This is a genomic window from Kitasatospora phosalacinea, assembly GCF_030268885.1.
GTDB classification, from domain to species: Bacteria; Actinomycetota; Actinomycetes; order Streptomycetales; family Streptomycetaceae; genus Kitasatospora; species Kitasatospora phosalacinea_C.
On the sequence record NZ_BSSA01000001.1, the window covers coordinates 181,321 to 206,227 of the forward strand.

At 74.8% G+C, this 24,907-nt stretch carries 24 protein-coding genes; 14 read left to right on the plus strand and 10 right to left on the minus strand.

The window, feature by feature from the left end; all coding sequences use genetic code 11:
- Positions 1 to 86: 86 nt before the first annotated feature.
- Complete coding sequence (locus QSK52_RS00720; RefSeq protein WP_285732285.1) at positions 87 to 2,576, minus strand: ATP-dependent Clp protease ATP-binding subunit; 2,490 nt, start codon at positions 2,574 to 2,576, stop codon at positions 87 to 89.
- Between the two features lie 245 nt (positions 2,577 to 2,821).
- On the opposite strand from QSK52_RS00720, the gene QSK52_RS00725 reads away from it, so the two are divergent.
- Both QSK52_RS00725 and QSK52_RS00730 read left to right on the plus strand, forming a co-directional pair.
- Positions 2,822 to 3,754, plus strand: coding sequence for a polysaccharide deacetylase family protein (locus QSK52_RS00725; RefSeq protein WP_285732286.1), 933 nt, complete (start codon positions 2,822 to 2,824; stop codon positions 3,752 to 3,754).
- A 20-nt stretch (positions 3,755 to 3,774) separates the two neighbouring features.
- Positions 3,775 to 4,806: a GNAT family N-acetyltransferase gene (locus QSK52_RS00730; RefSeq protein WP_285732287.1), complete on the plus strand. Its 1,032-nt coding sequence runs from the start codon at positions 3,775 to 3,777 to the stop codon at positions 4,804 to 4,806.
- Between the two features lie 43 nt (positions 4,807 to 4,849).
- On the opposite strand, the gene QSK52_RS00735 is transcribed toward QSK52_RS00730, so the two are convergent.
- On the minus strand, positions 4,850 to 5,263 hold the full coding sequence (locus tag QSK52_RS00735; RefSeq protein WP_285732288.1) for a YchJ family protein: 414 nt from the start codon (positions 5,261 to 5,263) through the stop codon (positions 4,850 to 4,852).
- 176 nt (positions 5,264 to 5,439) lie between these two features.
- Here QSK52_RS00735 and QSK52_RS00740 point away from each other — a divergent pair, with 176 nt between their 5' ends.
- Positions 5,440 to 5,934 (plus strand): hypothetical protein, encoded by a 495-nt coding sequence (locus QSK52_RS00740; protein WP_285732289.1) that lies wholly within the window; start codon positions 5,440 to 5,442, stop codon positions 5,932 to 5,934.
- 26 nt (positions 5,935 to 5,960) lie between these two features.
- Here QSK52_RS00740 and QSK52_RS00745 read toward each other — a convergent pair whose 3' ends face one another.
- Complete coding sequence (locus tag QSK52_RS00745) at positions 5,961 to 6,353, minus strand: RNA-binding S4 domain-containing protein (protein ID WP_285732290.1); 393 nt, start codon at positions 6,351 to 6,353, stop codon at positions 5,961 to 5,963.
- Positions 6,354 to 6,450: 97 nt separating this feature from the next.
- Here QSK52_RS00745 and QSK52_RS00750 point away from each other — a divergent pair, with 97 nt between their 5' ends.
- Complete coding sequence (locus QSK52_RS00750; protein ID WP_285732291.1) at positions 6,451 to 8,457, plus strand: NADPH-dependent 2,4-dienoyl-CoA reductase; 2,007 nt, start codon at positions 6,451 to 6,453, stop codon at positions 8,455 to 8,457.
- A gap of 82 nt (positions 8,458 to 8,539) precedes the next feature.
- Here QSK52_RS00750 and QSK52_RS00755 read toward each other — a convergent pair whose 3' ends face one another.
- Positions 8,540 to 9,418, minus strand: a complete 879-nt coding sequence (locus QSK52_RS00755) for a S1 family peptidase (RefSeq protein WP_285732292.1) — start codon at positions 9,416 to 9,418, stop codon at positions 8,540 to 8,542.
- 273 nt (positions 9,419 to 9,691) lie between these two features.
- Here QSK52_RS00755 and QSK52_RS00760 point away from each other — a divergent pair, with 273 nt between their 5' ends.
- The 5 genes from QSK52_RS00760 (at position 9,692) to QSK52_RS00780 (ending at position 13,400) form a co-directional block, all read left to right on the plus strand.
- Positions 9,692 to 10,243: a PadR family transcriptional regulator gene (locus QSK52_RS00760; RefSeq protein ID WP_285732293.1), complete on the plus strand. Its 552-nt coding sequence runs from the start codon at positions 9,692 to 9,694 to the stop codon at positions 10,241 to 10,243.
- 66 nt (positions 10,244 to 10,309) lie between these two features.
- Positions 10,310 to 11,401: an LLM class flavin-dependent oxidoreductase gene (locus tag QSK52_RS00765; RefSeq protein ID WP_285732294.1), complete on the plus strand. Its 1,092-nt coding sequence runs from the start codon at positions 10,310 to 10,312 to the stop codon at positions 11,399 to 11,401.
- Complete coding sequence (locus QSK52_RS00770; protein WP_285732295.1) at positions 11,398 to 12,027, plus strand: FMN reductase; 630 nt, start codon at positions 11,398 to 11,400, stop codon at positions 12,025 to 12,027. Before QSK52_RS00765 ends, QSK52_RS00770 begins: the two co-directional genes overlap by 4 nt.
- A gap of 18 nt (positions 12,028 to 12,045) precedes the next feature.
- The gene (locus tag QSK52_RS00775) at positions 12,046 to 12,357 is read left to right on the plus strand and encodes a GNAT family N-acetyltransferase (RefSeq protein ID WP_285732296.1); all 312 of its coding nucleotides are present in this window, start codon (positions 12,046 to 12,048) and stop codon (positions 12,355 to 12,357) included.
- A gap of 224 nt (positions 12,358 to 12,581) precedes the next feature.
- Positions 12,582 to 13,400 (plus strand): DUF1028 domain-containing protein, encoded by an 819-nt coding sequence (locus QSK52_RS00780; protein ID WP_285732297.1) that lies wholly within the window; start codon positions 12,582 to 12,584, stop codon positions 13,398 to 13,400.
- A 5-nt stretch (positions 13,401 to 13,405) separates the two neighbouring features.
- Here QSK52_RS00780 and QSK52_RS00785 read toward each other — a convergent pair whose 3' ends face one another.
- Entirely contained in the window at positions 13,406 to 14,557 is a 1,152-nt protein-coding gene (locus QSK52_RS00785; RefSeq protein WP_285732298.1) for a trans-sulfuration enzyme family protein, read from the minus strand.
- A gap of 111 nt (positions 14,558 to 14,668) precedes the next feature.
- Between QSK52_RS00785 and QSK52_RS00790 the strand changes: the two genes are divergently transcribed.
- Positions 14,669 to 15,151 carry an Lrp/AsnC family transcriptional regulator gene (locus QSK52_RS00790; RefSeq protein WP_285732299.1) on the plus strand — a complete coding sequence of 161 codons (483 nt, stop codon included), beginning with the start codon at positions 14,669 to 14,671 and terminating at the stop codon, positions 15,149 to 15,151.
- 84 nt (positions 15,152 to 15,235) lie between these two features.
- On the opposite strand, the gene QSK52_RS00795 is transcribed toward QSK52_RS00790, so the two are convergent.
- Positions 15,236 to 15,715: a hypothetical protein gene (locus QSK52_RS00795; RefSeq protein WP_285732301.1), complete on the minus strand. Its 480-nt coding sequence runs from the start codon at positions 15,713 to 15,715 to the stop codon at positions 15,236 to 15,238.
- Between the two features lie 220 nt (positions 15,716 to 15,935).
- Positions 15,936 to 16,106 (minus strand): hypothetical protein, encoded by a 171-nt coding sequence (locus QSK52_RS00800; protein WP_285732303.1) that lies wholly within the window; start codon positions 16,104 to 16,106, stop codon positions 15,936 to 15,938.
- A 206-nt stretch (positions 16,107 to 16,312) separates the two neighbouring features.
- Here QSK52_RS00800 and QSK52_RS00805 point away from each other — a divergent pair, with 206 nt between their 5' ends.
- Positions 16,313 to 16,750 (plus strand): ATP-binding protein, encoded by a 438-nt coding sequence (locus QSK52_RS00805; protein ID WP_285732306.1) that lies wholly within the window; start codon positions 16,313 to 16,315, stop codon positions 16,748 to 16,750.
- Positions 16,751 to 16,868: 118 nt separating this feature from the next.
- Here the strand turns inward: QSK52_RS00805 and QSK52_RS00810 are convergent, their stop codons facing one another.
- Positions 16,869 to 17,882 (minus strand): LacI family DNA-binding transcriptional regulator, encoded by a 1,014-nt coding sequence (locus tag QSK52_RS00810; protein WP_285732308.1) that lies wholly within the window; start codon positions 17,880 to 17,882, stop codon positions 16,869 to 16,871.
- A 91-nt stretch (positions 17,883 to 17,973) separates the two neighbouring features.
- Between QSK52_RS00810 and QSK52_RS00815 the strand changes: the two genes are divergently transcribed.
- Positions 17,974 to 18,903, plus strand: a complete 930-nt coding sequence (locus QSK52_RS00815; RefSeq protein WP_285732311.1) for a helix-turn-helix domain-containing protein — start codon at positions 17,974 to 17,976, stop codon at positions 18,901 to 18,903.
- 191 nt (positions 18,904 to 19,094) lie between these two features.
- The gene (locus QSK52_RS00820; RefSeq protein WP_285732313.1) at positions 19,095 to 20,837 is read left to right on the plus strand and encodes a serine/threonine-protein kinase; all 1,743 of its coding nucleotides are present in this window, start codon (positions 19,095 to 19,097) and stop codon (positions 20,835 to 20,837) included.
- A 22-nt stretch (positions 20,838 to 20,859) separates the two neighbouring features.
- Here the strand turns inward: QSK52_RS00820 and QSK52_RS00825 are convergent, their stop codons facing one another.
- On the minus strand, positions 20,860 to 22,080 hold the full coding sequence (locus QSK52_RS00825) for a hypothetical protein (protein WP_285732315.1): 1,221 nt from the start codon (positions 22,078 to 22,080) through the stop codon (positions 20,860 to 20,862).
- Positions 22,081 to 22,144: 64 nt separating this feature from the next.
- Positions 22,145 to 22,672 (minus strand): SigE family RNA polymerase sigma factor, encoded by a 528-nt coding sequence (locus QSK52_RS00830; RefSeq protein ID WP_285732317.1) that lies wholly within the window; start codon positions 22,670 to 22,672, stop codon positions 22,145 to 22,147.
- Between the two features lie 110 nt (positions 22,673 to 22,782).
- Between QSK52_RS00830 and QSK52_RS00835 the strand changes: the two genes are divergently transcribed.
- Positions 22,783 to 24,846, plus strand: a complete 2,064-nt coding sequence (locus QSK52_RS00835) for an MDR family MFS transporter (RefSeq protein ID WP_285732319.1) — start codon at positions 22,783 to 22,785, stop codon at positions 24,844 to 24,846.
- Positions 24,847 to 24,907: the final 61 nt, after the last annotated feature.

The window sequence follows — 24,907 nt, forward strand, 5'->3', positions numbered from 1 at the left end:
GTCATGCGGCACTGTCGGGGGACGCGCCGGAGCCCCGTCGGCGGGGCGTCGGCCGACGGGGCTCCGGGGGGCGGGACGGGTCGGGCTCAGGACCGGTCGGGGCGGCCGATCGAGCAGATCAGCTCGCCGTCCTTCGCGTCCGCGACGATGGTGTCGCCGGGGCGCAGGTCGCCGCCGAGCAGCATGGTGGCGAGGCGGTTGTCGAGCTGGGTCTGGATGGTGCGGCGCAGCGGGCGGGCGCCGAACTCGGGCTGGTGGCCCTTGTCGACCAGCCAGTCCTTGGCGGCGGCGGTGACCTCCAGCTCCATCCCCTGGGCCCGCACCCGGCGTTCGGAGTTGGCCAGCATCAGGTCGACGATCCGCAGCAGGTCCTCGGCGTCCAGCGCGTCGAAGACGATGATGTCGTCGATCCGGTTGAGGAACTCCGGCAGGAAGCGCCCGCGCAGCTCCTCCATCAGCCGGTCGCGGATCTCCTCGGTCTCGCCCCGGTGCGAGAGGATCAGCTGCGAGCCGATGTTGGAGGTCATGATGACCACGGTGTTGCGGAAGTCGACGGTGCGGCCCTGCGCGTCGGTCAGCCGCCCGTCGTCCAGGACCTGCAGCAGCGCGTTGAAGACGTCCGGGTGGGCCTTCTCGACCTCGTCGAACAGCAGCACGCTGTACGGGCGGCGGCGCACCGCCTCGGTGAGCTGTCCGGCCTCGTCGTAGCCCACGTACCCGGGCGGGGCGCCGACCAGGCGGGAGACGGTGTGCTTCTCCTGGAACTCGCTCATGTCGAAGCGGACCAGCCGGTCCTCGTCCCCGAAGATCAACTCGGCCAGGGCCTTGGCGAGTTCGGTCTTGCCGACGCCGGTCGGGCCGAGGAAGAGGAAGGAGCCGACCGGCCGGTTCGGGTCGGCCATCCCGGCCCGGCTGCGGCGCACCGCCTCGGAGACCGCGACCACCGCCCTGTCCTGGCCGATCACCCGGTCGTGCAGCTCGTCCTCCAGCTTGAGCAGCCGGGCCTTCTCGTCCTCGGTGAGCTGGGAGACCGGGATGCCGGTCTGCCGGGAGAGCACGTCGGCGATGTCGTCGACGGTCACCGAGACCACGCCCTCGCGGCGCTCCTCGATCTCGGCGGTCTGCGCCTCCAGGTCGGCGATCCGGGTCTTCAGCTCGGAGGCGCGGGAGAAGTCCTCGGCGGCCACCGCCTCGTCCTTCTCGCGGCGCAGCTTGGCCAGTTCGTCCTCGCGGCCGATCACCTCGGTGGAGCGGTTCAGGCCGCGCAGCCGGACCCGCGCCCCGGCCTGGTCGATCAGGTCGATGGCCTTGTCGGGCAGGAAGCGGTCGGAGACGTACCGGTCGGAGAGGTCGGCGGCGGCGCGCAGCGCCTCGTCGGTGAAGCGGACCTGGTGGTGCGCCTCGTAGGAGTCGCGCAGGCCCTCCAGGATCTGCACGGTCTCCTCGACCGAGGGCTCCGGGATCAGCACCGGCTGGAAGCGGCGCTCCAGCGCCGGGTCCTTCTCGATGTGCTTGCGGTACTCGTCGATGGTGGTGGCGCCGATGACGTGCAGCTCGCCGCGGGCCAGCGCGGGCTTGAGCATGTTGCCCGCGTCCATCGCGCCCTCGCCGCCCGCGCCCGCGCCGACCACGGTGTGCAGCTCGTCGATGAACAGCACGGTGGAGTCGGCGGCCTCGCGGACCTCGTCGATGACGTTCTTCAGCCGCTCTTCGAACTCGCCGCGGTACTTGGAGCCCGCGACCAGCCCGGACAGGTCGAGCGAGACCACCCGCCGGTCCTTCAGGGTGGACGGCACGTCGCCGGAGACGATCCGCTGGGCCAGACCCTCGACGATCGCGGTCTTGCCGACGCCGGGCTCGCCGATCAGCACCGGGTTGTTCTTGGCGCGGCGGGAGAGGATCTCGACGGTCTGCTCGATCTCCTCGGCCCGGCCGACCACCGGGTCGAGCCGGCCGAGCTTGGCGTCCTCGGTGAGGTCCCGGCCGTACTCGTCCAGGGTCGGCGTCCGGCTCTCCTCCTTCGCGGGCGCGCGCTCGCCGCGGGCGGCGGCCTCGGCGCCGCGCTGCAGCCGGGCGGGGTCGGCGCCCTGGGCGTTCAGCAGCTTGCCGGCCGCCGAGTCCGGGTCGTCCAGCAGGGCGGCCAGGACGTGCTCGGGGCCGATGTAGGAGACCCCGGCGGCCTGCGAGCGGGCGTGCGCGCCGATCAGGACGCGCTTGGCGGCGGGGGTCAGGCCCGGGTCGACCGACGGGTCGGCCGCACCGGCGGGCAGGCTGCGCTCCAGCGCGGCGGCCAGCCGGTCCGGATCGACCCCCGCCCGGGCGAGCAGGCCGCGGGACGGCTCGACCTGGGTCGCGGCCCACAGCAGGTGCGGGGTGTCCAGGTCGGTGCTGCCGTCCTCCTGGGCGCGCAGCTCGGCGCGGGCGATCAGCTCGCGGGCGGACTCGGTCAGCAGCCGCCCGATCGGGACGCGCTGGACGGCGGGCGGGGAGGCGGCCGGGTTCAGGCCGAAGAAGCGGTTGAGCAGGTCGGAGAAGGCGTCGTCGGAGCCGAAAGAGCCGAAGCCGGGCACGGTCATCGTGAGGGCACTCCCATGGGCGGACGGGCAGCAGTCCTCCCGAACTATGCCAATTCCGGGCAATCACCGCCCTGCGGGGTGATCCGGACAGGTGGCGGGGTCGGCGCGGGGCCGGTTCCCGGCCGGCTTCCGGGAACTTGGGACAGGCATTACCTCGCCATGGGATTCTGATGACCTTGGAACCAGCGGGCACCCCGGGCCGACCCGTCCGGGCTCCCGCGCGCACCACCCGAGGGGGACGGGCCATGCCGACCGCGGACCGCGCCGCCAGCCGACGGGGCGTCGACGCCCTGCTGCGCCGCTCCCCGCTGCAACCGGTCTTCCGGGCCCGGGCCGCCCGGCGGCTCGCCGTGCTCGCCTACCACGGCGTCGACGACCCGGCGGCCTTCCGGGCCCAGATGGAGCGGCTGGCCCGCACCGCCCGCCCGGTCGGCGTGGAGGAGGTGGCCCGGGCCGCCGAGCACCGCCGCCCGCTGCCCGCCCGCAGCGTCCTGGTCACCTTCGACGACGGCGACCGCAGCGTGCTCACCCGGGGGCTGCCCGTGCTGGCCCGGCTCGGCATCCCCGCCGCCGCGTACGTGATCACCGACCTGGTCGGCGGCGACCAGCCGTACTGGTGGACCGAGGCCGCCCACCTGCTCGCCCACGGCGGCCGCACCCGGGCGCTGCACGGTCTCGACGCGCCCGCCGCCGTCCGTCGGCTCAAGGCCCTGCCCGACGCCGAACGGCAGCGCGCCCTGGCCGAGTTGCGCGCCACCGCGGCCCGGCAGGCGCCCCGGCAGCGGCAGTTGAGCCCCGAAGAGCTGCACACCCTGGCCGACGCCGGGCTGGCGATCGGCAACCACACCGCCTCCCACCCCTGCCTGGACCGCTGCACCGACACCGAGGTCGACGCCCAACTCGCGCGCGCCCACGACAAGTTGACCCAGTGGATGGGCCGCCCGCCGACCACCTTCGCCTACCCCAACGGCAACTACGACCCGCGTGCCGACCGCGTGCTGCGCACCCTCGGGTACCGTACGGGGTTCCTGTTCGACCACCGGCACGCCGAACTGGCCCCGGCCCACCGGCTGCGGATCAGCCGCCTGCGGGTCAACTCGCACACCGGGCGCGACCGCTTCGACACCATCCTGTCCGGTCTGCACCCCGCCGTGCACCGACTGCGCGGCGGCCGATGAACGCGGAGGGGGGGCGGAGCATGCCGGAGATCCGACGCACACCCGAGCTGGACGGCGAACTCGTGCACGACTGGCGCGAGTTGATCGACGACGACCCGGACGGCTCCTGGTTCGCCGGGCCCGACTGGGTGCTCGCCTGGTGGCGCACCCTGGGCGCCGGGCAGCGCGGCGAGATCGCCGTGTGGCGCGGCCCGGACGGCCGGGCCGAGGCCGTGCTGCCGCTCACCGCCGTCCGGCTGCGGGCCCACCCCCGGCTGCCGCCGGCCGCGCCCGTGCTCACCCTGCTCGGCACCGGCGCGGGCGCCGCCGACCACTGCGGGCCCGCCGCCCGCCCGCACCGGCGCGCCGAGGTCGCCGCCCACCTGGCCGACCGGGCCCGCCGCGACACCCTGTGGCTGCCCGGCCTCGACCCCGCCCACGCCGACCTGCTGCCCCCCGGCGCCCGCCCGGTCACCCGCTCCGCCTGCCCGCGCACCGACCTCACCGACGGCCCCGACCGGCTCGGCTCCCGGGACTTCCGGGCCGCCAACCGCCGCGCCCACCGCCGCCTCGCCGCGGCCGGGGTCAGCTTCCACTGGCTGCCCCCGGGCACGGCCGGGCCGGAGCTGCTGGACGACCTGCTGCGCCTGCACCGGCTGCGCCGCGAAGCCGTCGCGGGCGGGGTCAGCAGCTTCGGTGCCGACCGGTTGCCGCTGCACCGCCAGCTGCTGAGCGCCGCCGCGCCCGGCCGCGGACCGGCCTTCCAGGTCGCCCGGCACCGGGGCGAGCCGGTCGGCGTGCTGTACGGCTTCCGCTGGGCCGACCGCTTCGCCTACTACCAGACCGGCTGGGACCCGCGCTGGGCCGCCGAGTCGCTGGGCACCGCGCTGGTCGACGCGGCGATCCGCAACTGCGCCGCCGAGGGGGTGCGGACCTTCGACTTCCTGCGCGGCCGGGAGCCGTACAAGTACCGCTTCGGCGCGGTCGACCGCACCGACACCGGCTGGCTGCTGCCGCGCGGGGTGGGCGGAGCGCTGCTCTCGCTCAAGCACCGCCTGCGCGGCGGGGGTTGACGGCCCGTCGGGTCCCGGCACCGGGTCGGGCCCCGGCGCCGGGTCAGGCCGTGACGTCGCCGTCCAGGTAGACCCACTCGCCCCGGTGGCGGACGAAGCGGCTGTGCTCGTGCAGCGCGTCGGCCCGGCCGCCCTCCAGGTAGTGGGCGCGGAACTCGACGGTGCCCTCGGTGTGGAACGGGCCGCCCTCGGCGGAGCCGAGGATCTCCAGGCGCTCCCAGCGCAGCGAGGGGTCGAAGTCGACCGCGGCGGGCCGGGTGTCCGGGTGCCAGGAGCGCAGCAGGTAGGGCTCGTCGCGGACCGCGAAGGCGCTGAACCGGGAGCGCATCAGCTGCTCGGCGCTGCCCGCGGCGGCCTCGCCGCGGTGCAGGCGGCCGCAGCAGTCGGCGTACCGGGCGGGCAGGCCGCAGGGGCAGTCGGTCGGGGCGGCGGGAGCGGGGGTGCGTCGGCGGGCCATGAGGTCCATTATCGCGCGGCCGACCCCCCGGCCCGGCAGTATGATTGTCGACTTTTGTCCGGTTCGTCCCGGCGCGGCGCGGGCATGCCTCCGGGCGGCGCGGGCAGGATGAGCGGGTGGCGCGCCCGGCGCGGCACCCAGGGGGACGACCGTCGGCGAGGGCGAAGGGAACCGCGATGAGCGACCACCACCACAACGTGCTGCTGCTCGGCTTCACCGACCGGGCGGACTGCCGCCGGGCCTACGAGGACGCGATGCACCTGCCCGGGCTGCGCCAGGTGGCGGTGCTGGAGCGCGACGCCGAGGGCATCGTCGACATCCCGGAGAGCCACATCCGCGGCGCGGGCGTCCCCACCGTCGGCTCCGGCCTGGTCGGCGGCCTGGTCGGGCTGCTCGGCGGCCCGATCGGCGTGCTGCTGGGCTTCGCCGCGGGCGCGGCGATCGGCAACGCCGCCGAGCAGAGCGAGATGACCGACGGCGGCGCCGGGCTGATCGTGCTCTCCTCCCGGGTCGACGACGGCCGGGCGCTGCTGGTCGTCGACCTGGTCGAGCACGAGGACGGACCCGCCGACGAGCTGGCCGCCAAGTACGGTGCCTCGGTGGAGCGGATCTCCGCCGAGCAGTTCGCCGAGCAGGTCCGGATCGCCAAGGAGCAGGCCCTGGAGGACTGACGGGCGCCCGGAGCCCTTCCGGCCCGTCAGAAGTACGGGCGGTAGCCGTCCCGGAGCCTGTCGAGGTCGCGCCGCTCGCGCTTGGTCGGCCGCCCGGCGCCCCGGTCGCGCTGGGCGACGGCGGCCGGGCGCTCCTCGCGGGGCGGCGGCGGGGGGCTGTGGTCCACGTAGCAGGTCTCGGCGACCGGGGCGCCGACCCGCTTGGCGATCGGGCGCACCACCCGGACGATCCGCTCCCGCCCCTCGATCCGCACCCGCACGTCGTCGCCCGGTTTGACGTGCTGCGCGGGCTTCGCGGTTGCCCCGTTCACCTTCACGTGCCCGGCCCGGCAGGCCGCGCCCGCCGCCGAGCGGGTCTTGATCAGCCGGACCGCCCAGATCCAGCTGTCGATCCGCACGCTCACCTCGTCCGCACTCATGCCGACGACTCTAGTCGGGCCCGGCTTTTTGCAACTAGTTGCACGTCTGCCGGGCCGCGTCCTACCGTTGGGTAACAAATCCCGACCGGAGGCGTCGATGACCGCTGCGTACCCCCACCTGCTGGCCCCGCTCGACCTGGGCTTCACCACCCTGCCGAACCGGGTGGTGATGGGCTCCATGCACGTCGGCCTGGAGGAGGCCGAGCACGGCTTCGAGCGGATGGCGGCCTTCTACGCGGAGCGCGCCCGCGGCGGCGTCGGCCTGATCGTCACCGGCGGCATCGCCCCCAACGAGGCCGGACGCCCCTGGTCGGGCGGCGCCAAGCTCACCACCGAGGCCGAGGCCGCCGAGCACCGCACCATCACCGACGCCGTGCACGCCGCGGGCGGGAAGATCGCCCTGCAGATCCTGCACTTCGGCCGGTACGCCTACCACGAGGACCTGGTCGCCCCGTCCGCCCTGCAGGCCCCGATCAGCCCCTACGTCCCGCACGAGCTCACCGCCGAGCAGGTCGAGCAGACCATCGAGGACTTCGCCCGCTGCGCCGAACTCGCCCGCTCGGCCGGGTACGACGGCGTGGAGGTGATGGGCTCCGAGGGCTACCTGATCAACGAGTTCGTCGCCGCGCAGACCAACCACCGCACCGACGAGTGGGGCGGCAGCTACGAGAACCGGATGCGCTTCCCGGTGGAGGTCGTCCGGCGGGTGCGCGAGCGGGTCGGGCCGGACTTCATCCTGGTCTACCGGCTCTCCATGCTCGACCTCGTCCCCGGCGGCTCCACCTTCGAGGAGGTGGTCCGCCTGGCGCGCGAGGTCGAGGCCGCCGGGGCGACCATCATCAACACCGGCATCGGCTGGCACGAGGCCCGCATCCCGACCATCGCCACCTCGGTGCCGCGCGGCGCCTACGCCTGGGTCACCAAGAAGCTGATGGGGCAGGTGGGCGTCCCGCTGGTCACCACCAACCGGATCAACACCCCCGAGCTGGCCGAGGAGCTGCTCGCCACCGGGCACGCCGACCTGGTCTCGCTGGCCCGGCCGATGCTCGCCGACCCGGCCTTCGTCAACAAGGCCGCCGCGGGCACCCCCGAGGCCATCAACACCTGCATCGGCTGCAACCAGGCCTGCCTGGACCACACCTTCAGCGCCAAGATCACCTCCTGCCTGGTCAACCCGCGCGCCTGCCACGAGACCGAACTCGTCCTCGCCCCCACCCGCCGCGCCAAGCGGATCGCCGTGGTCGGCGCCGGACCGGCCGGGCTCGCCTTCGCCACCGCCGCCGCCGACCGCGGCCACCGGGTCACCCTGTTCGACGCCGCGGACGAGATCGGCGGCCAGCTGAACGTCGCCCGCCGGGTGCCCGGCAAGCAGGAGTTCGACGAGACGCTGCGCTACTACCGGCACGAACTCGCCCGCACCGGCGTCGAGTTGCGCCTGGGCAAGGTCGTCGGCCCGGACGAGCTGACCGGCTGGGACGAGGTCGTGCTGGCCACCGGCGTCACCCCGCGCACCCCGCAGATCGACGGCGTCGACCACCCCAGCGTGCTCGGCTACCTCGACGTCCTGCAGGGCGGCGCGCAGGTCGGTGCGAAGGTCGCGGTGATCGGCGCGGGCGGCATCGGCTTCGACGTCGCCGCGTACCTCACCGACCCCGGCGCGGACGCCCCCGACTTCCTCGCGCAGTGGGGCGTCGACCGCTCCCACAGCGGCCCGGGCGGCCTCGCCGCCCCCGAGCGGCCCGCGAGCCCGCGCCAGGTCTTCCTGCTGCAGCGCAAGACCGGCAAGGTCGGCGCCGGGCTCGGCAAGACCACCGGCTGGATCCACCGCACCGAACTGCGCCACCGCGGCGTGGTGACCGTCCCCGGCGTCGAGTACCGCCGGATCGACGACGAGGGCCTGCACGTCACCGTGGACGGCGAGGAGCAGCTCCTGCCCGTCGACCACGTCGTGCTGTGCGCGGGCCAGGAACCGCGCCGCGACCTGCTCGACGCCCTGCGCGAGCGCGGCGTCGAGCCCCACCTGATCGGCGGCGCCGACCTGGCCGCGGAACTCGACGCCAAGCGCGCCGTCGACCAGGGCACCCGGCTGGCCGCCGCGCTCTGACCGGACGGCGGCAGGCCCGCACCCACCGGCACGGGCGGGAGCCGGTGGGTGCGGGCCCGCCGTCAGCGGATCCCCGCGGTCCTCAGTAGAGCGAGACCCCGTACGCGGAGAGGGCCTCGGTGACCGGCTGGAAGAAGGTGGTGCCGCCGGTGGTGCAGTTGCCGCTGCCGCCGGAGGTCAGGCCCAGGGCCTTGGTGCCGTCGTACAGCGGGCCGCCGGAGTCGCCGCCCTCGGCGCAGACGGTGGTCTGGATCAGGCCGCTGACGGTGCCGCCGTCGGAGTAGCGGACGGTGGCGTTCAGGGCGGTGACCTTGCCGCTGTGGGTGCCGGTGGTCGAGCCGGTGCGCTTGACGGCCTCGCCGACGTACGCGTTGGCGGCGGTGAAGCCGCCCGGGTGGCTGAGCGAGGTGTTGGTGTAGCGGACCAGGGCGTAGTCGTTGCCGGGGAAGCTGGACCCGGCGGTGGTGCCGGCCACCGTGGTCTGGCCGGAGTTGGTGTACCAGGTGCTCGCGATGTTGCCGCAGTGCCCGGCGGTCAGGAAGTAGTACGTGCTGCCCTTGACCACGTTGAAGCCCAGCGAGCAGCGGTAGCCGCCGCCGTAGATCGCGGCGCCCGCGGACAGCTTCGGGCTGAAGGTGCCGGGGGTGCGCTCGACCTTCAGGCGGGCGGAGTCCGCCCCGGCGGCCGCGGTGAGGCGGGCCAGCGCGGCCGGGGTGACGGTGCTGTCGGCCGTCACCACGACCTTCCCGGAGGCCGGATCGGTGTGCCAGGCGATGCCGTTGACGCCGCTGAGCTCGACCGAGTCGCTGACCCGGGCCAGGGCGGCGGTGGCGTCCGGCGCCGCGGTGGCGGCCCCGGCGGCGGGCACCGCGAGGGCGGTCGCCGCGGCGAGGGCGGCGGCGACGGCGAGCAGGCGGACGCCGGTGCGGCGCGGGCGGTCGGTGGTGCGCGTGGTCCTCACAGATCTCCTCCTGGGGGAGTGGGAGAGGCCCTGGGGTAGGGGCCGTGAGGCGCGGGCAGGGGAGGTCGGCACCGGCTCGTGGCCCGGCGCTTGATCTGACCCTGACAGGCGCTATCCGGGAGTATGCGGACGCCAGGCGGAGCTGCGCAAGACCCCGTAAGCGCTTTCCCATCCGACCGGTCGGTCGGCAACGCCGGTGCGCGGCCCACCTCCTGAGCCGACGTCACAGGTCAGCGCCCCGCCGGGGCCCGGCCTGCCCGTACGATCGGCCGCATGTCACTGCCGCACGCGATCCTCACCGCCCTGCTGGAGAAGCCGTCCTCGGGGCTGGAGTTGACCCGGCGGTTCGACCGGTCGATCGGCTTCTTCTGGTCGGCCACCCACCAGCAGATCTACCGCGAGCTCGGGCGCCTGGAGCGCGCGGGCCTGGTCCGGGCGTCGGGGCCGGGGGCGGGGCGCGGGCAGCGCAAGGAGTACGAGGTGCTGCCGGACGGGCGGGCCGAGCTGGCCCGGTGGGCCGCCCTGCCGCAGGACCCGAAGCCCGTCCGCGACCCGCTGCTGCTGCGGCTGCGGGCCGCCGCCGTGCTGGGCCTGGACGGGCTGGGGGAGGAGCTGGCCCGGCACCGCGAACTGCACCGGGCGCAGCTCGCCGAGTACCTGGAGATCGAGCGGCGGGACTTCCCGCCGGAGGCCGCGGCCGGGGAGAACCGGCTGCAGCACCTGGTGCTGCGCGGCGGCATCCAGCTGGAGTCGTTCTGGCTGGCGTGGCTGGACGAGGCGCTGGGGGAGACGGCGGAAGGGGCGGTGGAGGAGGGGCGGGAATAGGGGCGGGTGGCGTGCCGTTGTCGCGAGTGGTTGAATGTTGAATCAACCTCGAAGGAGTTGAGAGCGGTGCAGTTCGGCATCTTCAGCGTCGGCGACGTGACCACCGACCCCACCAACGGGCGGACCCCGACCGAGCACGAGCGGATCAAGGCCATGGTGGCCATCGCGCTCAAGGCCGAGGAGGTCGGGCTCGACGTGTTCGCCACCGGCGAGCACCACAACCCGCCGTTCGTCCCGTCCTCGCCCACCACCATGCTCGGCTACGTCGCGGCCCGCACGGAGAAGCTGATCCTCTCCACCTCGACCACGCTGATCACCACCAACGACCCGGTGAAGATCGCCGAGGACTTCGCGATGCTCCAGCACCTCGCCGAGGGCCGGGTCGACGTGATGATGGGCCGCGGCAACACCGGCCCGGTCTACCCCTGGTTCGGCAAGGACATCCGCCAGGGCATCCCGCTCGCCGTCGAGAACTACGCGCTGCTGCACCAGCTCTGGCGCGAGGAGAACGTCGACTGGCAGGGCCGCTTCCGCACCCCCCTGCAGTCCTTCACCTCCACCCCGCGCCCGCTCGACGACACCCCGCCGTTCGTCTGGCACGGCTCCATCCGCAGCCCCGAGATCGCCGAACAGGCCGCCTACTACGGCGACGGCTTCTTCGCCAACAACATCTTCTGGCCCAAGGAGCACTTCCAGCGGCTGATCGAGCTCTACCGGGAGCGCTACGCCCACTACGGCCACGGCACCCCCGAGCAGGCGATCGTCGGCCTCGGCGGCCAGGTCTTCATGCGGAAGAACTCCCAGGACGCCGTCCGCGAGTTCCGCCCGTACTTCGACAACGCCCCGGTCTACGGCCACGGCCCCTCGCTGGAGGAGTTCACCGCGCAGACCCCGCTCACCGTCGGCAGCCCGCAGGAGGTCATCGAGAAGACGCTCGCCTTCCGCGACACCTTCGGCGACTACCAGCGCCAGCTCTTCCTGATGGACCACGCCGGGCTCCCGCTCAAGACCGTCCTGGAACAGCTCGACCTGCTCGGCGAGGAGGTCGTCCCGGTGCTGCGCGCCGAGTTCGCCAAGAACCGCCCGGCCGAGGTGCCGGACGGGCCCACCCACGCCGCGCGGGTGGCCGCCAAGGAGACGGAGGTGGCGTCGAAGTGAGCGCCCTCAAGCTCGTCGTGGTGACGGCCGGGCTCAGCGTCCCCTCCTCCACCCGGCTGCTCGCCGACCGCCTCGCCGAGGCCACCGCCCGCGACCTGCGCGAAACCGGGCGGGAGGTGGACGTCCGGGTCGTCGAACTGCGCGAGCTCGCCCGCGACGTCGCCGACAACCTGGTCACCGGCTTCCCGCCGCCCGCCCTGCGCGACGCCGTCCGGGCGGTGGAGGAGGCGGACGGGATCATCGCCGTCACGCCGATCTTCTCCGCCTCCTACAGCGGACTGTTCAAGTCCTTCGTGGACGTGCTCGACAGGGACGCGCTGACCGGCAAGCCCGTGCTGGTCGCCGCCACCGGCGGCACCGCCCGGCACAGCCTCGCCCTCGAGCACGCGATGCGACCGCTGTTCGCCTACCTGCGCGCCGTGGTCGTCCCCACCGCGGTCTTCGCCGCCTCCGAGGACTGGGGCGCGAACGGCGCCGACGGCTCGCTCGCCGGACGGATCGCCCGCGCGGCGGGCGAACTCGCCGAGAGCCTGGCCGGCCGCCCCGCCGCCCCCCGCGCCCGGACGGCCGAGCCCGAGCAGGTCGTCCCCTTCGCCCAGCAACTCGCGGCGCTGCGCGCCCACTGACACCGAGGAGTCACCACGATGGAACCCCAGGTCCACGACAACGCCGAGCAGTCCCGGTTCGAGATCAGCACCGACGCCGGACCCGCCGGCTTCGCCGAGTACCAACTCCGCGACGAGGGGCGCACCGTGGCCTTCGTGCACACCGTCATCGACCCCGCCTTCGAGGGGCAGGGCCTCGGCGGCAAGCTGGCCCGCGCCGCGCTGGACACCGTCCGCGAGCGCGGCGCGAGCGTCCTGCCGTACTGCCCGTTCATCCGCGGCTGGATCGCCAAGCACCCGGAGTACGTGGAGCTGGTGCCGGAGGGGAAGCGGGCCAAGTTCGACCTCTGAGACGCCCGCAGGGGCGAAGCCGGGGGCGCGGGGAACTGCGCGGCCGAGCGGGCACGCACAGCCGGATCGCGAGGCAGGACGAGAGCTTGCACCATCCGGCGATCTTGCTGACGTGTGCCTTCCGCCGCGCGCAGTTCCCGCGCCCCCGGTCCCGCTTTGCCGCTCCTTGCCGGGTTGGTGCGGGGCGTGGACGAACGGCCCGGTGGGGGCTATCGTCGCCGGTCGTGACGTTCTCCATCGTGGCCCGACAGGGCACCGCGTTCGGTGTCGCCGTGGCGAGCAAGTTCCTGTCGGTCGGGGCGCTGGTGCCCGCGGCCGAGGCCGGCGTGGGCGCGGTGGCGACGCAGGCGTGGGCCAACGTCGCGTACCGGCCGCAGGGGATGGCGGTGCTGCGCAGCGGGGTCGGGGCGGCCGGGACGGTGGCGGCGCTGCTCGCGGCGGACGAGGGGCGGGCGCACCGGCAGGTGGGGGTGGTCGGGCCCGCGGGGGACGGGGTGACGTACACGGGGGCGGAGTGCCTGCCGTGGGCCGGGGGCGTCGCGGGGGACGGGTACGCGATCCAGGGGAACATCCTCACCGGGCCCGAAGTGGTGCGGGACATGCAGGCGGCCTGGCTGGCTTCCGCTCGACTCCCCTTCGCAGAAAGACTGGTGGCCGCCCTCGCGGCGGGCGACGCGGCGGGCGGGGACGCCCGCGGGCGGCAGAGCGCCGCGCTGTACGCGGTGGAGCCGGGGCGGGGGGTCGGCGGCTGGGGCGACACCGCCTACGACCTCCGGGTGGACGACCACCCGGAGCCGGTCGCCGAGCTGCACCGGCTGCTGGCCGTCCACGAGGTGCTGCACGGGGCTTCGGACCCGGCGCAGTTGCTGCCGCTGGAGGGGGAACTCGCGTCCGAGGTGCGGGACCTGCTCGGTGCGCTGGGGTACGACTCGCTGGAGCGCTGGGCGGGGGTGGAGAACCTGGAGGGCCGTCTCGCCGCGGGACGGATCGACCCGGTGGTCCTCGACCACCTGCGGACGGCAGCCTCCAGGGCGGCGGGCTGAGGCGGCTACCGCAGCAGGGCCTTGGCCAGGTCGGCGATCAGGTCGTCCGGGTCCTCCAGCCCGACGGACAGCCGCAGCAGGGCCGGGGCCGGCTTGTGGGCGGCGGCGACCGGGCGGTGGGTGAGCGAGGCGGGGTGCTGGATCAGGGTGTCGACGCCGCCGAGCGAGACCGCGTGGGTGATCAGCTCGCAGCGTTCGGCGACCGCCGCGGCGTGCTCGAAGCCGCCGGTGGTCTCGAAGGCCAGGGTGCTTCCGCCGCCGAGGAGTTGGCGCCCGAGCAGCGGCGAGCCGGAGCGACCGGGGTAGTGCACGGCGGCGACCCCGGGCTGGTCGGCCAGCCAGTCGGCGATCCGGGCGGCGGAGGCGGACGCGGCGCGCACCCGCAGCGGCAGGGTCTGCAGGCCGCGGTGCAGCAGGTAGCCGGCCAGCGGGTGCAGGACCGCGCCGGTGACGGCCCGGACCCGGCGCAGCCGGCGCGCCCAGTCGGGGGTGCAGGCGACCGCTCCGGCGAGCACGTCGCCGTGGCCGCCGATCGACTTGGTCGCGGAGTGCAGCACCAGGGTGGCGCCGAACGCGGCGGGCCGCTGCAGGACGGGGGTGGCGAAGGTGTTGTCGACCAGCAGCGGCACCCCGCCGCAGCGTTCGGCGACGGCGGCCAGGTCGAGCAGGTCGAGGGTGGGGTTGCCGGGGGTCTCGACCAGGACGAGCCCGGTGTCCGGGCGCAGGGCGGCGGCCAGGGTGTCGGGGGCGGCCCAGGTGACCTCGGTGCCGAGCAGGCCGGAGTCCAGCAGGTGGTCGGAGCCGCCGTACAGCGGGCGCAGCGCGACCACGTGCCGTCGGCCGTCCGCGGCGGCGGCGAGCAGGCAGGCGGAGAGCGCGGCCATGCCGGAGGAGAAGGCCACCGCCTCGGCGCAGCCCTCCAGCTCGGCGAGGGCCTGTTCGAAGCGGGCGACGGTGGGGTTCCACAGCCGCTGGTAGACCAGGCCGCCGTCGGCGGGCGGCCGTTCGCCGGTGGCCAGTGCCTGGTAGGCGTCGCCGCCGGTGGAGAGGTCCGGTACCGGGTAGGTGGTGGACAGGTCGAGCGGGGGGACGTGCGCGCCGAGGCGGGCGAGGTCGTCGCGGCCGGCGTGCACGGCCCGGGTGTCGAGTCGGCTCATGGCCGTTGATGGTGAAGTTGAAAGCGTCGAATGGCCAGGGCGGCGGCAGATGATTCGGCCCGGACGGGTGCCCTCTTGCGAATGTTCGGCGCGGACGGCCACGCTGAGGGCGTGCCGAACATTCCACGGGCCCGTGCGGCGGAGCTCGACGCCGTCGACCGGGCGATCGTCCGGGCGCTGCTGGTGAACGCCCGGACGCCCAACAACGCGCTGGCGGAGCAGGTCGGGGTCGCCCCGTCCACCTGCCTGGCGCGGGTGCGGGCGCTGCGCGAGCGCGGGGTGATCGCGGGCTACCACGCGGAGGTGGACCTGCCCTCGGTCGGGCTGCCGCTGCAGGCGATGATCTCGGTGCGGCTGCGGGCGCACACCCGGGAGCAGAACGGCAGCTTCCGGGCCGCGGCTCCCGAACTGCCGGGCGTGCTGGCGGTGTTCCACATGGCGGGCAGCGACGACTACCTGCTGCACGTGGCGGTGGCCGACCCGGAGGCGCTGCGCTGCTTCGTGGTCGACCACCTGACGACCCACCCGGCGGTCGCGCAGACCCGCACCAACCTGGTGTTCGAGCGCGTCCCGGGCGGCGGCCCGGACATCTGACGGAGCACCAACCCTCCTACAGACAGCCGCGCTTGGCGACCTGAAGCCCGGCCTGGAAGCGGGTCCGGGCGTTCAGCTCGCCCATCAGCTGGGCGAGCAACTCCCGTTCCTTGTCGTCCAGTTCGTCGCTCGGCCGGTCGGCGGCCAGCGGGTGGCGCGCTCCCGCAGCAGGTCGAAGCAGGTGACCAGGGCGGTCAGCAGCGGCGAGGGGCGGATCCACAGCGCGGCGGTCGACTCGGTGGCCTCGAAGCTCAGCGGGACCATCGCGCAGCGCCGGTCCGCGACCAGCATCTTCATCCGCACCGAGGGCAGGCTGCGGGCCTGCTCCCCGGCGTCCACGCAGCGCAGCACGAACTCCCGCCTGTCGGAGCTCTCCAGGCCCGGCGCGTCGTGCAGCACCCGGCACTCCACGCCCCGGGCGAGCAGGTGGAACTCGATCGGGTTGTCGGTCGGGCTGTCGAAGTACGGCGGGCAGTCGATCGCCAGGATCTCCTGCTGGGCGCCGAGCTGGAGCTGTTCGGCGCGGTGCCGCAGGGCGTCCTGGCCCTCGACCGGTTCGACCATCCCCCAGCCTTCGGCCGGGAGGTGCCCCCTTGCTGGAGACGGACGGCCCGAGGTCGGCGCAGGGGAGCGCCAACTCCCGCACTCACACCGGTAGTTGGTCCAGTTCCTGCTGGCACCGGGCGGCCAGTGCGTCCACCGCGACCTCCGGCGGGGCGGCGGTGAGGGGGCACCTCCCAGCCCCCTCGGGACTGGGGGAGGGTCGGGCTGCCCGCGAGCCCGGTCACCAGTCCGGCGGCACCAGCCGGTGCAGGGCGGTGCGCAGGGCGCTGGGGGCGGCGTCCACCGACTCGGCCGGCCGGGCGGAGGCGGAGCGCGGGGCGGCCGGCACCCGCAGGTGCAGGGCGCTCTCCAGCGGACCCAGGCCGAGGGGTTCCAGCAGGTCGTCGGACATGATCCCCGGGATGGGACCGGCATGGCGAGTTGTGGCCACTGTCCAGCATCCGCCGCCGCAAGAGGGGCCGTTCGGCCTTACCGTACTGAGTATCGGTAATCTGTCCGGTTCCTTCGGACGGGGCAGGGCTGCCGAGCCCCGACGCGGCCGGACGACGGCGCCCTCCCGCTCCCGCCCGGTCGCCCCCGTTCGTGAAGGGACCGACCATGGCTGTCGCGGACCCACCCCAGACCGTGCGCTACTGCCTGAGCCTGGCGACCGTCCCCGCGTCCGTGCCCGAGGCGCGCCGCGGAGTGCGGACCGAACTGGCCGCCCGCGGAATGGACGCGGACCACCCACTGACCGACACGGTGCTGCTGGTGGTCAGCGAACTGGTCACCAACGCGGTCCGCCACGCGGCCCCACGATCACCCCGCACCACGCTCCAACTCGACTTCTGCGCAGGCGAACTGACGATCCGGGTGCACGACCGCCACCCGCACTGTCCGCGGCCCCCCGAGGTGCCGCACCAGGACGGCAGCGGCGGCTGGGGCCTGTCCCTGGTGCACGAGCTGGCCGCGCTGGCGGGCGGCGGCACGGAGACCGTGGCCGACGAGGACGGCGGCGGCAAGACCATGCTGGTGCGGCTGCCGCTGGAACCCTGAGGGGTGGAGGGCGACTGGCGCGGGGCCGGCGCCGCGTCCCGGCGGACGCCGGTTGGGAAGACGATCGTCGGACGACCCCGCAGCCTCCACTCTGCTGCACAGGAAGTGTTATTGCAAGTTACTCGCAATAAGGCGGACGTGCCTCTCCCGTCCGCGTCCGCAGCACCAGCCGGGTCGGGACGGTCTCCGTGCGCGGCGGCGTGCCGTCCCCGTCCAGCCGGGCCAGCGCCAGCCTGGCCGCCGTGGCGCCCAGCAGCGCCGGGGCCTGGGCGACGGCCGACAGCGGCGGGTCCAGCACCTCCGCCAGCGGCAGGTCGTCGAAGGACAGCAGCGCCACGTCCCGCCGCCCCGAGCGGCCCAGGGCCAGCAGGGCGCCCGTCGCCGCGATCACGTTCGACGCGAACAGCGCCGTCGGGGGCTCCGGCAGGGCCAGCAGCGCCAGCGCCGCCCGCTCCGCCTCCGCGACCGTCCGCGCCCCCGCCACCAGCTCCGCCGGGGCGGGCAGACCCGCCGCCGCCAGCGCCTCCCGCCAGCCCGCCAGCCGCTCCCGCCGGGTGTACAGCGACGCGGGCAGGTCGCCCAGGAACCCCACCCGCCGGTGCCCCGCCCCCAGCAGGTGCGCCACCCCCTCCCGGGCCCCCGCCCGGTTCGAGGACACCACGCAGTCCGCCCCCGGCCCCGGCCGGTCCAGGTACACCAGCGGCACTCCCGCCGCCCGCGCCGCCGCCGCGGTCTCCCCGCCGCCGCCCGAGGGCACCACCAGCAGCGCACTCGTCCGCCGGGCCAGGAACGCCCCCACCACCTCCGCCTCGCGCGCCGCGTCCCCGCCCGAGCACCCCAGCAGCACCGTCAGCCCGCGCCCGCGCAGCGCCCCCTCCGCCCCGCCCGCCAGCGCCCCGAAGAACGGGTTGCCCAGGTCCGGCAGCACCAGCCCGACCGTCGAGTCCGGCCCGCCGGTGCGGATGCTGCGCGCCATCAGGTTCGGCCGGAACCCCAGCCGCCCCACCGCCGCCAGCACCCGCTCCCGGGTCGCCGCCGCCACCGGCCCGTCCCCGTTCAGCACCCGCGACACCGTCTTCGCGCTCACCCCCGCCTCGCCCGCCACGTCGTGCAAGGTCGGCCGCCGCTCCATCCCGACTCCCTCCGCCTGGTGCTGTTGACCGTACAACCGTCCTCCCGGCGGAAGATCAACCGGAGGTAGCCTGACAGCGGATGTGGTGACGATGCGAGCGAACGAACCCCAGGCGTCCGGGACGGCGATCCCCGAGGTCCCGTTCACCGCGCCACCCGGCGGACCGGTCGGCGTCGAAGTCATGACGCTCGCCGAACTCCGCGCCCGCCGGGCCGCCGCGACGGCCGCGAACGGCGACTTCCACCGGCCGCAGCGCCCCGCCTTCCACCACCTGCTCACCCTCGACCGCGGCACCCTGCACCACACCGTCGACTTCACCGCCCACACCGTCGAACCCGGCAGCTGGCTCTGGGTCCGGCCCGGACAGGTCCAGCAGTGGGGCGAGCTCGACGGTGCGGACGGCCTCCTGGTGCTGTTCGAACCCGGCTTCCCCGACCCCGCGACGGTGGCCGCCGCCCGGCTCGACGACCCCTTCGCCGCCGCGGTCCTGCACACCGACGGGCCGGAACGCGAAGCGCTCGGGCACGCGGTGCGGCACCTCCACCGCGAGTACGCCTCCGGCGCGGACCTGCCCGCCGAGATCCACCACGCGCTGCTCCGGCACCTGCTCGCCGCGCTCCTGCTCAGGCTCGCCAACCCGCCCGCGCCGTGCGGCAGCGCGGCGGCCGAACCCGGCGAGACCTACCGGCGCTTCCGGCAGGCCGTCGAGCACCACTTCACCCGCACCCGGCGGGTCGAGGACTACGCGAAGTACCTCGGCTACTCCCCGCGCACCCTCTCCCGTGCGACCCTCGCCGCCGCGGGCGTCGGCGCCAAGGAGTTCGTCGACCGCCGCGTCGTCCTGGAGGCCAAGCGCCTGCTCGCCCACAGCGAGAGCTCCGCCGCCCGCATCGCCGACCACCTGGGCTTCGCCGACGCGGCCAACTTCGCCAAGTTCTTCCACCAGCGCACGGGCACCACTCCGACCGCCTTCCGCGCGGCGGTCCGGGGGACGGCGGGGGAGGGGCTTTCGGCGGGGTGAGGGGCGCCTCCGGTGGGGGCCTTCGGGGGTGGTGGGCTGTTGCCGAGTAACCGTCAGGTTCCGATCCGGTCCGGAACGGGTCGACCGGTGACGGGGGGTGCGGTGGAGGCCCTATGGTGCCTCGTGAAGATCCCGTGCGTGCTGTCGGGGCACGTCCCGGTGGGCGGCGAGCAGTCTAGGAGCGCGGAACGTTGGAGAGTCTCGGCGAGGGCGATCCGCAGGTCGTCGGGCCGTACCGGCTGGTGGGGCGGCTGGGGGCCGGTGGGATGGGGGAGGTGTTCCTCGGGCGGACGGCGGGCGGCCGGACGGTGGCGGTGAAGACGGTCCGCCAGGAGTTCGCCGCGGACCGGGAGTTCCGGCAGCGGTTCCGGCAGGAGGTGGCGGCGGCGCAGCGGGTCGGCGGGCGGTGGACCGCGCCGGTGCTGGACGCGGACACCGAGGGGCCGCAGCCGTGGGTGGCCACGGGGTACGTCGCCGGGCCCTCGTTGACGGAGGCGGTGCACCGGTTCGGCCCCCTGCCGCCGGACACGGTGCGGGCGTTGGGCACGGGCCTGGCCGACGCGCTGGAGGCGGTGCACGCGCTGGGACTGGTGCACCGGGACGTCAAGCCGTCGAACGTGCTGCTGGCGCTGGACGGGCCGCGGCTGATCGACTTCGGCATCTCCCGCGCGCTGGACGCGACCTCCGCGCTGACCCGCTCCGGGTACGTGGTGGGTTCGCCGGGGTTCATGTCGCCGGAGCAGGCCAGGGGACGCCCGTCCGGCCCGGCGGGCGACGTGTTCGGGCTCGGCGCGGTGCTGGCCTTCGCCGCGACCGGCCGGGCCCCGTTCGGCGAGCAGGACAGCGCGGCCGGGCTGCTCTACCGGATCGTCCACGAGGAGCCGGAGCTCGGCGGCCTGGACGGCGACCTGCTGGGCCTGGTGCGGGCGTGCCTGGACAAGGAGCCGGAGCGCAGGCCGACCCCGGCGGAGGTCCGGGAGCGGCTGGCGCGGAGCGCCGCGGGGCTGACCAGGCTCGGCGAGCGGGGCTGGCTGCCGGGCGCGGTCTCGGAGGAGGTGGCGCGGATGGCCGTCGCGCTGCTGGACCTGGAGTCGCGGCCCGACCCGGTGCAGCCGCCCCCGCCGACCGTCCTGGCCGCCCCGACCCCGCAGGCCCCGACCCAGGCCCCGCAGGCCCCGCCGACCGCCCCCACCGCCCCGTACCCGGCGCCGCCGTCCTTCGGCCCGCCGCCGGACCCGTACGCCGGGCGGACGCCCGCGGGTGCGTACCCGGCCCCGGGCGCGAACCCGTACGCCGGGCAGACGCCGCCGGGCGCGTACCCGTACCCCGTGGTGCAGCAGCCGTCGAAGCGGCGGGCGGGGCCGCTGGTGGCCACCGGGGTGGTCGCGGCGGTGCTGGCGGGGCTGGGGGTGTGGCTCGCGACGGGCGGGCCGGGCGGGTCGGGGGAGGCGACGGACAAGCCGACCGTGACGGCGGCCCCGGCCACCGGGAAGAGCGACGGACCGGCGAGCCCCACGCCGGCCGGGCACGACAGCAAGAAGGCCGAGGCCCCGCCCTCGCCCTCGCCCTCGGCGGAGCAGCAGGGCGGCGACGCGGTCGCGGACGCGTTCCTGGGCACCTTCGAGGGGACGATCAGCTCGGGGGGCAACGGGCTGCAGATCGTCATGCGGTTCACCGTCCACCAGGGCGCGGTCGGCGACTCGATCGCCTACGTGGAGACCGACGGCGGCCTGGGCACCGGCCAGGTGATGTGCACCAACGAGGCGTCGCTGGTCTCCGCGACCAGGACCCGGCTGACCGCCCGGACCGTCACCGGCACCGTCAGCGCGGGCTGCACCCCGCTCACCGGCGACGGCGTCCTCACCCCGAACAAGGACGGCTCGCTGCACTTCGTCCAGCAGGGCTTCACCGGCGACCTCCAGCGCAACTCCTGACGGGGCCGGAGGGCGGGGCGGTTCAGATCGTCGTCCAGACCCGATCGGTGACCAGGGCGGACAACTGGTCGAGGGTGAGGACGGGTTCGCCGGGCCGTTCCCCGTCGCGACCGGTGGTGGAGTTCCACAGGCGGACGTTCACCCGGGTGCCGTCGGGGAGCAGGGCGTCGGCGAGGTAGCCGCCGCCGTCGGCGGTACCCGGGGCGGTGCCGAGCAGGGTGGCGCTGACCATGGTGCCGTCGGGCAGGCGGTCGACGTCGCGGTGGGCGGTGGGGAAGGCGGCGGCCGGGTCGGTCGGGTAGCTGCGCCGCCAGCCGGGGGTGACGCCGAGCAGCAGGACGCTGGTGCGGCCGTTCACCGTGACGTCGACCCGGATCCGGCCGGGCAGGTCGGTGCCGGTGCGACTGGTGTCCAGGTGGGCGCCGTGCAGCAGCGGGGTCAGGGCGGCGAGCATCCGCTCCCCGCCGGGGGCGGGCCGGGCCGGGGGCCGGGAGGGGACGGGGCCCAGCGAGCCGAACACCCACTGCCACTGCGGGGCGGTCACGATCTCGGTCAACTTGGCCCTGTCCAGCGGTAGTTGCTGGACGTTCCGGTCGGCGGCGACCTCCTGGACGGCCACCTGGCGGCCGTCGGGCAGGGTGTACGTCACGTCCAGGCTGTGCGTGTCGCTGCCGGGGCCGCCGTAGCCGCTGGTCAGCAGGTACGAGCCGTCCGGCCGGGCGGCGGGGTCGCAGGTGGCGTTGCCGGGGACGATCGGCTCGTAGCAGAGCAGGCGCTGCGCGTCGGTGGTGACGGGCGTGGCCACCAGGTCGGTGGTGAGCAGGAGCCGGGCCTTGCCGCCGTGGCCGTCGTCGTAGTCCAGGAACGCCTGCGGGGCCTGGCCGGGCCCGTCCTGGTCCGGTCCGGCGCCCTGCCCGTCGCTGACGGTGCCGCCCGCGGGCAGCATCGCGGTCAGGGTGTCGAGCATGAACGCGCCGTCGACCCGGGGCGGCGCCGAGGCCGGGGCGCGGCCGGAGGGCCCGGCCCGGTCGGGCAGCAGGGCGGGGACGAGCCCGGCGGCGGCGACCAGGGCCGCCGTCGCGGCGAGGCCCGCCCGGCGGCGCAGCACGCGGCGGCGGCCGCGGCGCTCGGCGCCCAGGGCGAACTCCTCGGTGGGCACCAGGGGCGCCAGTTCGGCACCGGCCCGCAGGGCGCGGGCGAAGTCTTCTTCGGAGGGCGAGGGCGAGGGCGAGGGCGAGGGCATGGCGGACTCCGTGGCGTGCGACGGGAAGGGGCGGGAGCGCGGGGGCGGGGCGCGGGGGCGGTGCTCAGGGCCGGGCGAGGTCGTCGAGCTGGTCGCCGAGGCGGGCGCGCAGCCGCGCCAGGGCCCGGGAGGCGCGCGAGCGGACGGCGCTGGGGGTCAGTCGCAGCGCGGCGGCGGTCTCCTCGACGCCGAGGTCCTCCCAGTACCGCAGGATGAGCACCGCCCGGTCCTGCTGCGGGAGTTCGGCGAGCGCGCCGAGCAGGGCGACGCGCAGCGCGGGGTCGTCCCCGGGCCCGGGGGCCTCGACGAAGGTGTCGGTGACGTGCTCGCTGCTGCTGCGCCGGCGCCGGTGGCTGAGGAAGGTGTTGACCAGGACGGTGCGGGCGTACCCGGCCGGGTTCTCCATCCGGGAGACCCGGCGCCAACCGGCGTACAGCTTGCCGAGCGCCTCCTGGGCGAGGTCCTCGGCGAGGTGGGCGTCGCCACCGGTCAGCAGGTACGCGGTGCGGACCAGGTGGCGGGACCGGCCGGCGGCGAATTCCCGGAACTCCAGGGGGCCGCTGTCGGTGCCGGTCTTCGTCGGGCTCTCCATGCCCCTCTAACGCGACGGCCCCGTCTTCTTGTCGCACCATCGGCTGATCATGCACCGGCCGGTCGGGGTGTCGGATCGGTCGGAACCGGGCGAAATGTGACGATGCCAGGGTGACCACCTCCAGCGAAGTCAGCCAGGCAGCCCCGCCCGTCCTCGACCGGCGGCAGCGGAACGTCGTGTTCGGCACCATCATGCTGGGCATGCTGCTGGCCGCACTCGACCAGACCATCGTCGGCACCGCGCTGCCCACCATCGTGGCCGACCTCGGCGGGGCCTCCCACATGTCCTGGGTGGTGACCTCCTACCTGCTCGCGGAGACCGTCACCACCGCGCTGGTCGGCAAGATGGGCGACCTGTTCGGCCGCAAGGTGGTCTTCCAGGTCTCCGCGATCGTCTTCATCCTCGGCTCCTTCCTGTGCGGCCTGTCCACCAACATGCTGCTGCTGATCGTCTGGCGGGCCGTCCAGGGCGTCGGCGCGGGCGGCCTGATGGTCACCTCGATGGCGCTGATCGCCGACGTCATCCCGCTGCGCGAGCGCGGCAAGTACCAGGGCGCGATCGGCGCGGTCTTCGGCGTGGCCACCGTGGTCGGCCCGCTGCTCGGCGGCCTGTTCACCGACCACCTGTCCTGGCGCTGGGCGTTCTACGTCAACGTGCCGATCGCGATCGTGGTGGTCTTCGCCGCGGCCCGGAACATCCCGGTGGTCAGGTCCGGCGTCCGCCCGGTCATCGACTACCTGGGCATCACCCTGGTCGCGATCGGCGCCAGCGCCCTGATCCTGGCCACCAGTTGGGGCGGCAACGAGTACGCCTGGGGCTCGCCCGTGATCATCGGCCTGTTCGTGGCCGGCGTCGTCGCGCTCGCCCTGTTCTGCTGGGCAGAGACCCGGGCCGCCCAGCCCACCCTGCCGATGCGGCTGTTCCGCAACCAGGTGTTCACCGTCTGCTCGATCCTCAGCTTCATCGTCGGCTTCGCCATGCTCGGCGCGCTGACCTTCCTGCCGACCTTCCTGCAGTACGTCGACGGCGACTCGGCGACCGTCTCCGGCGTGCGCACCCTGCCGATGGTGCTCGGCCTGCTGATCGCCTCGATCTTCTCCGGCAACGTGGTCTCCAAGACCGGCAAGTACCGGCTCTTCCCGATCATCGGCTCGGTGGTGATGGGCGTCGGCCTCTACCTGCTCTCGCTGCTGGACGTCGGCACCAGCGCCTGGCTCGCCAGCATCTACATGTTCGTGCTCGGCACCGGCATCGGCCTGTGCATGCAGGTGCTCACCATCGCCGTGCAGAACACCGTCGACTACGCCGACCTGGGCACCGCCACCTCCGGCGTCACCTTCTTCCGCACCCTCGGCTCCTCGTTCGGCACCGCCGTCTTCGGCACCATCTACGCCAACTCGCTGAAGACCAACCTGACCGCCGCCGTCGCCGAGACCGCCCGGGCCACCGGCGCCGACCCGCAGCAGCTCGCCGCCGCCGCGCAGAGCCCGCACGGCGTCCACCAACTGCCCCCCGAGCAGGCCGCGCCGGTCATCCAGGCGTACGCCGACTCGCTGCACACCGTCTTCCTGTGGACCGTCCCGGTCGCCGTGGTCGGCTTCGTCGTCGCGCTCTTCCTCAAGCAGGTCAAGCTCCGCGACTCGGCCCGGGCCAGCTCCTCCGACATGGGCGAGGGCTTCGCCCAGCCGTCCTCCGGCGACTCCGCCAAGGTCCTCGAACTCGCCGTCGCCAAACTCCTCGGCACCGCCGGGCTCGACACCGCCCGACAGGTCGTCAACACCTCCGGCACCCGGCTCGACGTGGCCGGCTCCTGGGCCGTCATGCAGGTCGAGCTCTTCACCCGCACTGTCGGCCACGCCAGCCTCAACCTGATCGCCGCCCGCCGCCGGATCCCCCCGGAGGTCCTCCAGCCGGTCTTCGACCGGATGGTCGTCGAAGGCTTCCTGGAGGCCCACAACGGCTTCTACCAGCACACCGAGGCGGGCTCCCGGGAGGCCGCGACCATCACCCGCGCCTGGTCCGACTGGCTCAACCACCGCCTGGAGGAGGACCGCGGCCGCCCGCGCAGCGCCGAACTGCGCGCCGCCGCCGACGCCATCGCCAAGCGCATGATCGCCGAGGACCTCGCCGAGGGCCTCCCGGAGAAGGGCGGCGTCCTCTCCGGCCGCCGCTGACCCCGCGTCACCCGCCCCGCCCCGCCCCGTCGAACCGCGGCGGGGCGGGGCGTCCTCTCCT

Bases quoted from the DNA above. Each gene is read 5' to 3' on its own strand.
- QSK52_RS00750 (WP_285732291.1), top strand. From the start codon at position 6,451: ATGACCGCTGCGTACCCCCACCTGCTGGCCCCGCTCGACCTGGGCTTC.
- QSK52_RS00805 (WP_285732306.1), top strand. From the start codon at position 16,313: ATGGCTGTCGCGGACCCACCCCAGACCGTGCGCTACTGCCTGAGCCTG.
- QSK52_RS00815 (WP_285732311.1), top strand. From the start codon at position 17,974: ATGCGAGCGAACGAACCCCAGGCGTCCGGGACGGCGATCCCCGAGGTC.
- QSK52_RS00720 (WP_285732285.1), bottom strand. From the start codon at position 2,576: ATGACCGTGCCCGGCTTCGGCTCTTTCGGCTCCGACGACGCCTTCTCC.
- QSK52_RS00775 (WP_285732296.1), top strand. From the start codon at position 12,046: ATGGAACCCCAGGTCCACGACAACGCCGAGCAGTCCCGGTTCGAGATC.
- QSK52_RS00760 (WP_285732293.1), top strand. From the start codon at position 9,692: ATGTCACTGCCGCACGCGATCCTCACCGCCCTGCTGGAGAAGCCGTCC.
- QSK52_RS00745 (WP_285732290.1), bottom strand. From the start codon at position 6,353: ATGAGTGCGGACGAGGTGAGCGTGCGGATCGACAGCTGGATCTGGGCG.
- QSK52_RS00730 (WP_285732287.1), top strand. From the start codon at position 3,775: ATGCCGGAGATCCGACGCACACCCGAGCTGGACGGCGAACTCGTGCAC.
- QSK52_RS00735 (WP_285732288.1), bottom strand. From the start codon at position 5,263: ATGGCCCGCCGACGCACCCCCGCTCCCGCCGCCCCGACCGACTGCCCC.
- QSK52_RS00825 (WP_285732315.1), bottom strand. From the start codon at position 22,080: ATGCCCTCGCCCTCGCCCTCGCCCTCGCCCTCCGAAGAAGACTTCGCC.
- QSK52_RS00740 (WP_285732289.1), top strand. From the start codon at position 5,440: ATGAGCGACCACCACCACAACGTGCTGCTGCTCGGCTTCACCGACCGG.
- QSK52_RS00785 (WP_285732298.1), bottom strand. From the start codon at position 14,557: ATGAGCCGACTCGACACCCGGGCCGTGCACGCCGGCCGCGACGACCTC.
- QSK52_RS00725 (WP_285732286.1), top strand. From the start codon at position 2,822: ATGCCGACCGCGGACCGCGCCGCCAGCCGACGGGGCGTCGACGCCCTG.
- QSK52_RS00795 (WP_285732301.1), bottom strand. From the start codon at position 15,715: ATGGTCGAACCGGTCGAGGGCCAGGACGCCCTGCGGCACCGCGCCGAA.
- QSK52_RS00800 (WP_285732303.1), bottom strand. From the start codon at position 16,106: ATGTCCGACGACCTGCTGGAACCCCTCGGCCTGGGTCCGCTGGAGAGC.
- QSK52_RS00810 (WP_285732308.1), bottom strand. From the start codon at position 17,882: ATGGAGCGGCGGCCGACCTTGCACGACGTGGCGGGCGAGGCGGGGGTG.
- QSK52_RS00830 (WP_285732317.1), bottom strand. From the start codon at position 22,672: ATGGAGAGCCCGACGAAGACCGGCACCGACAGCGGCCCCCTGGAGTTC.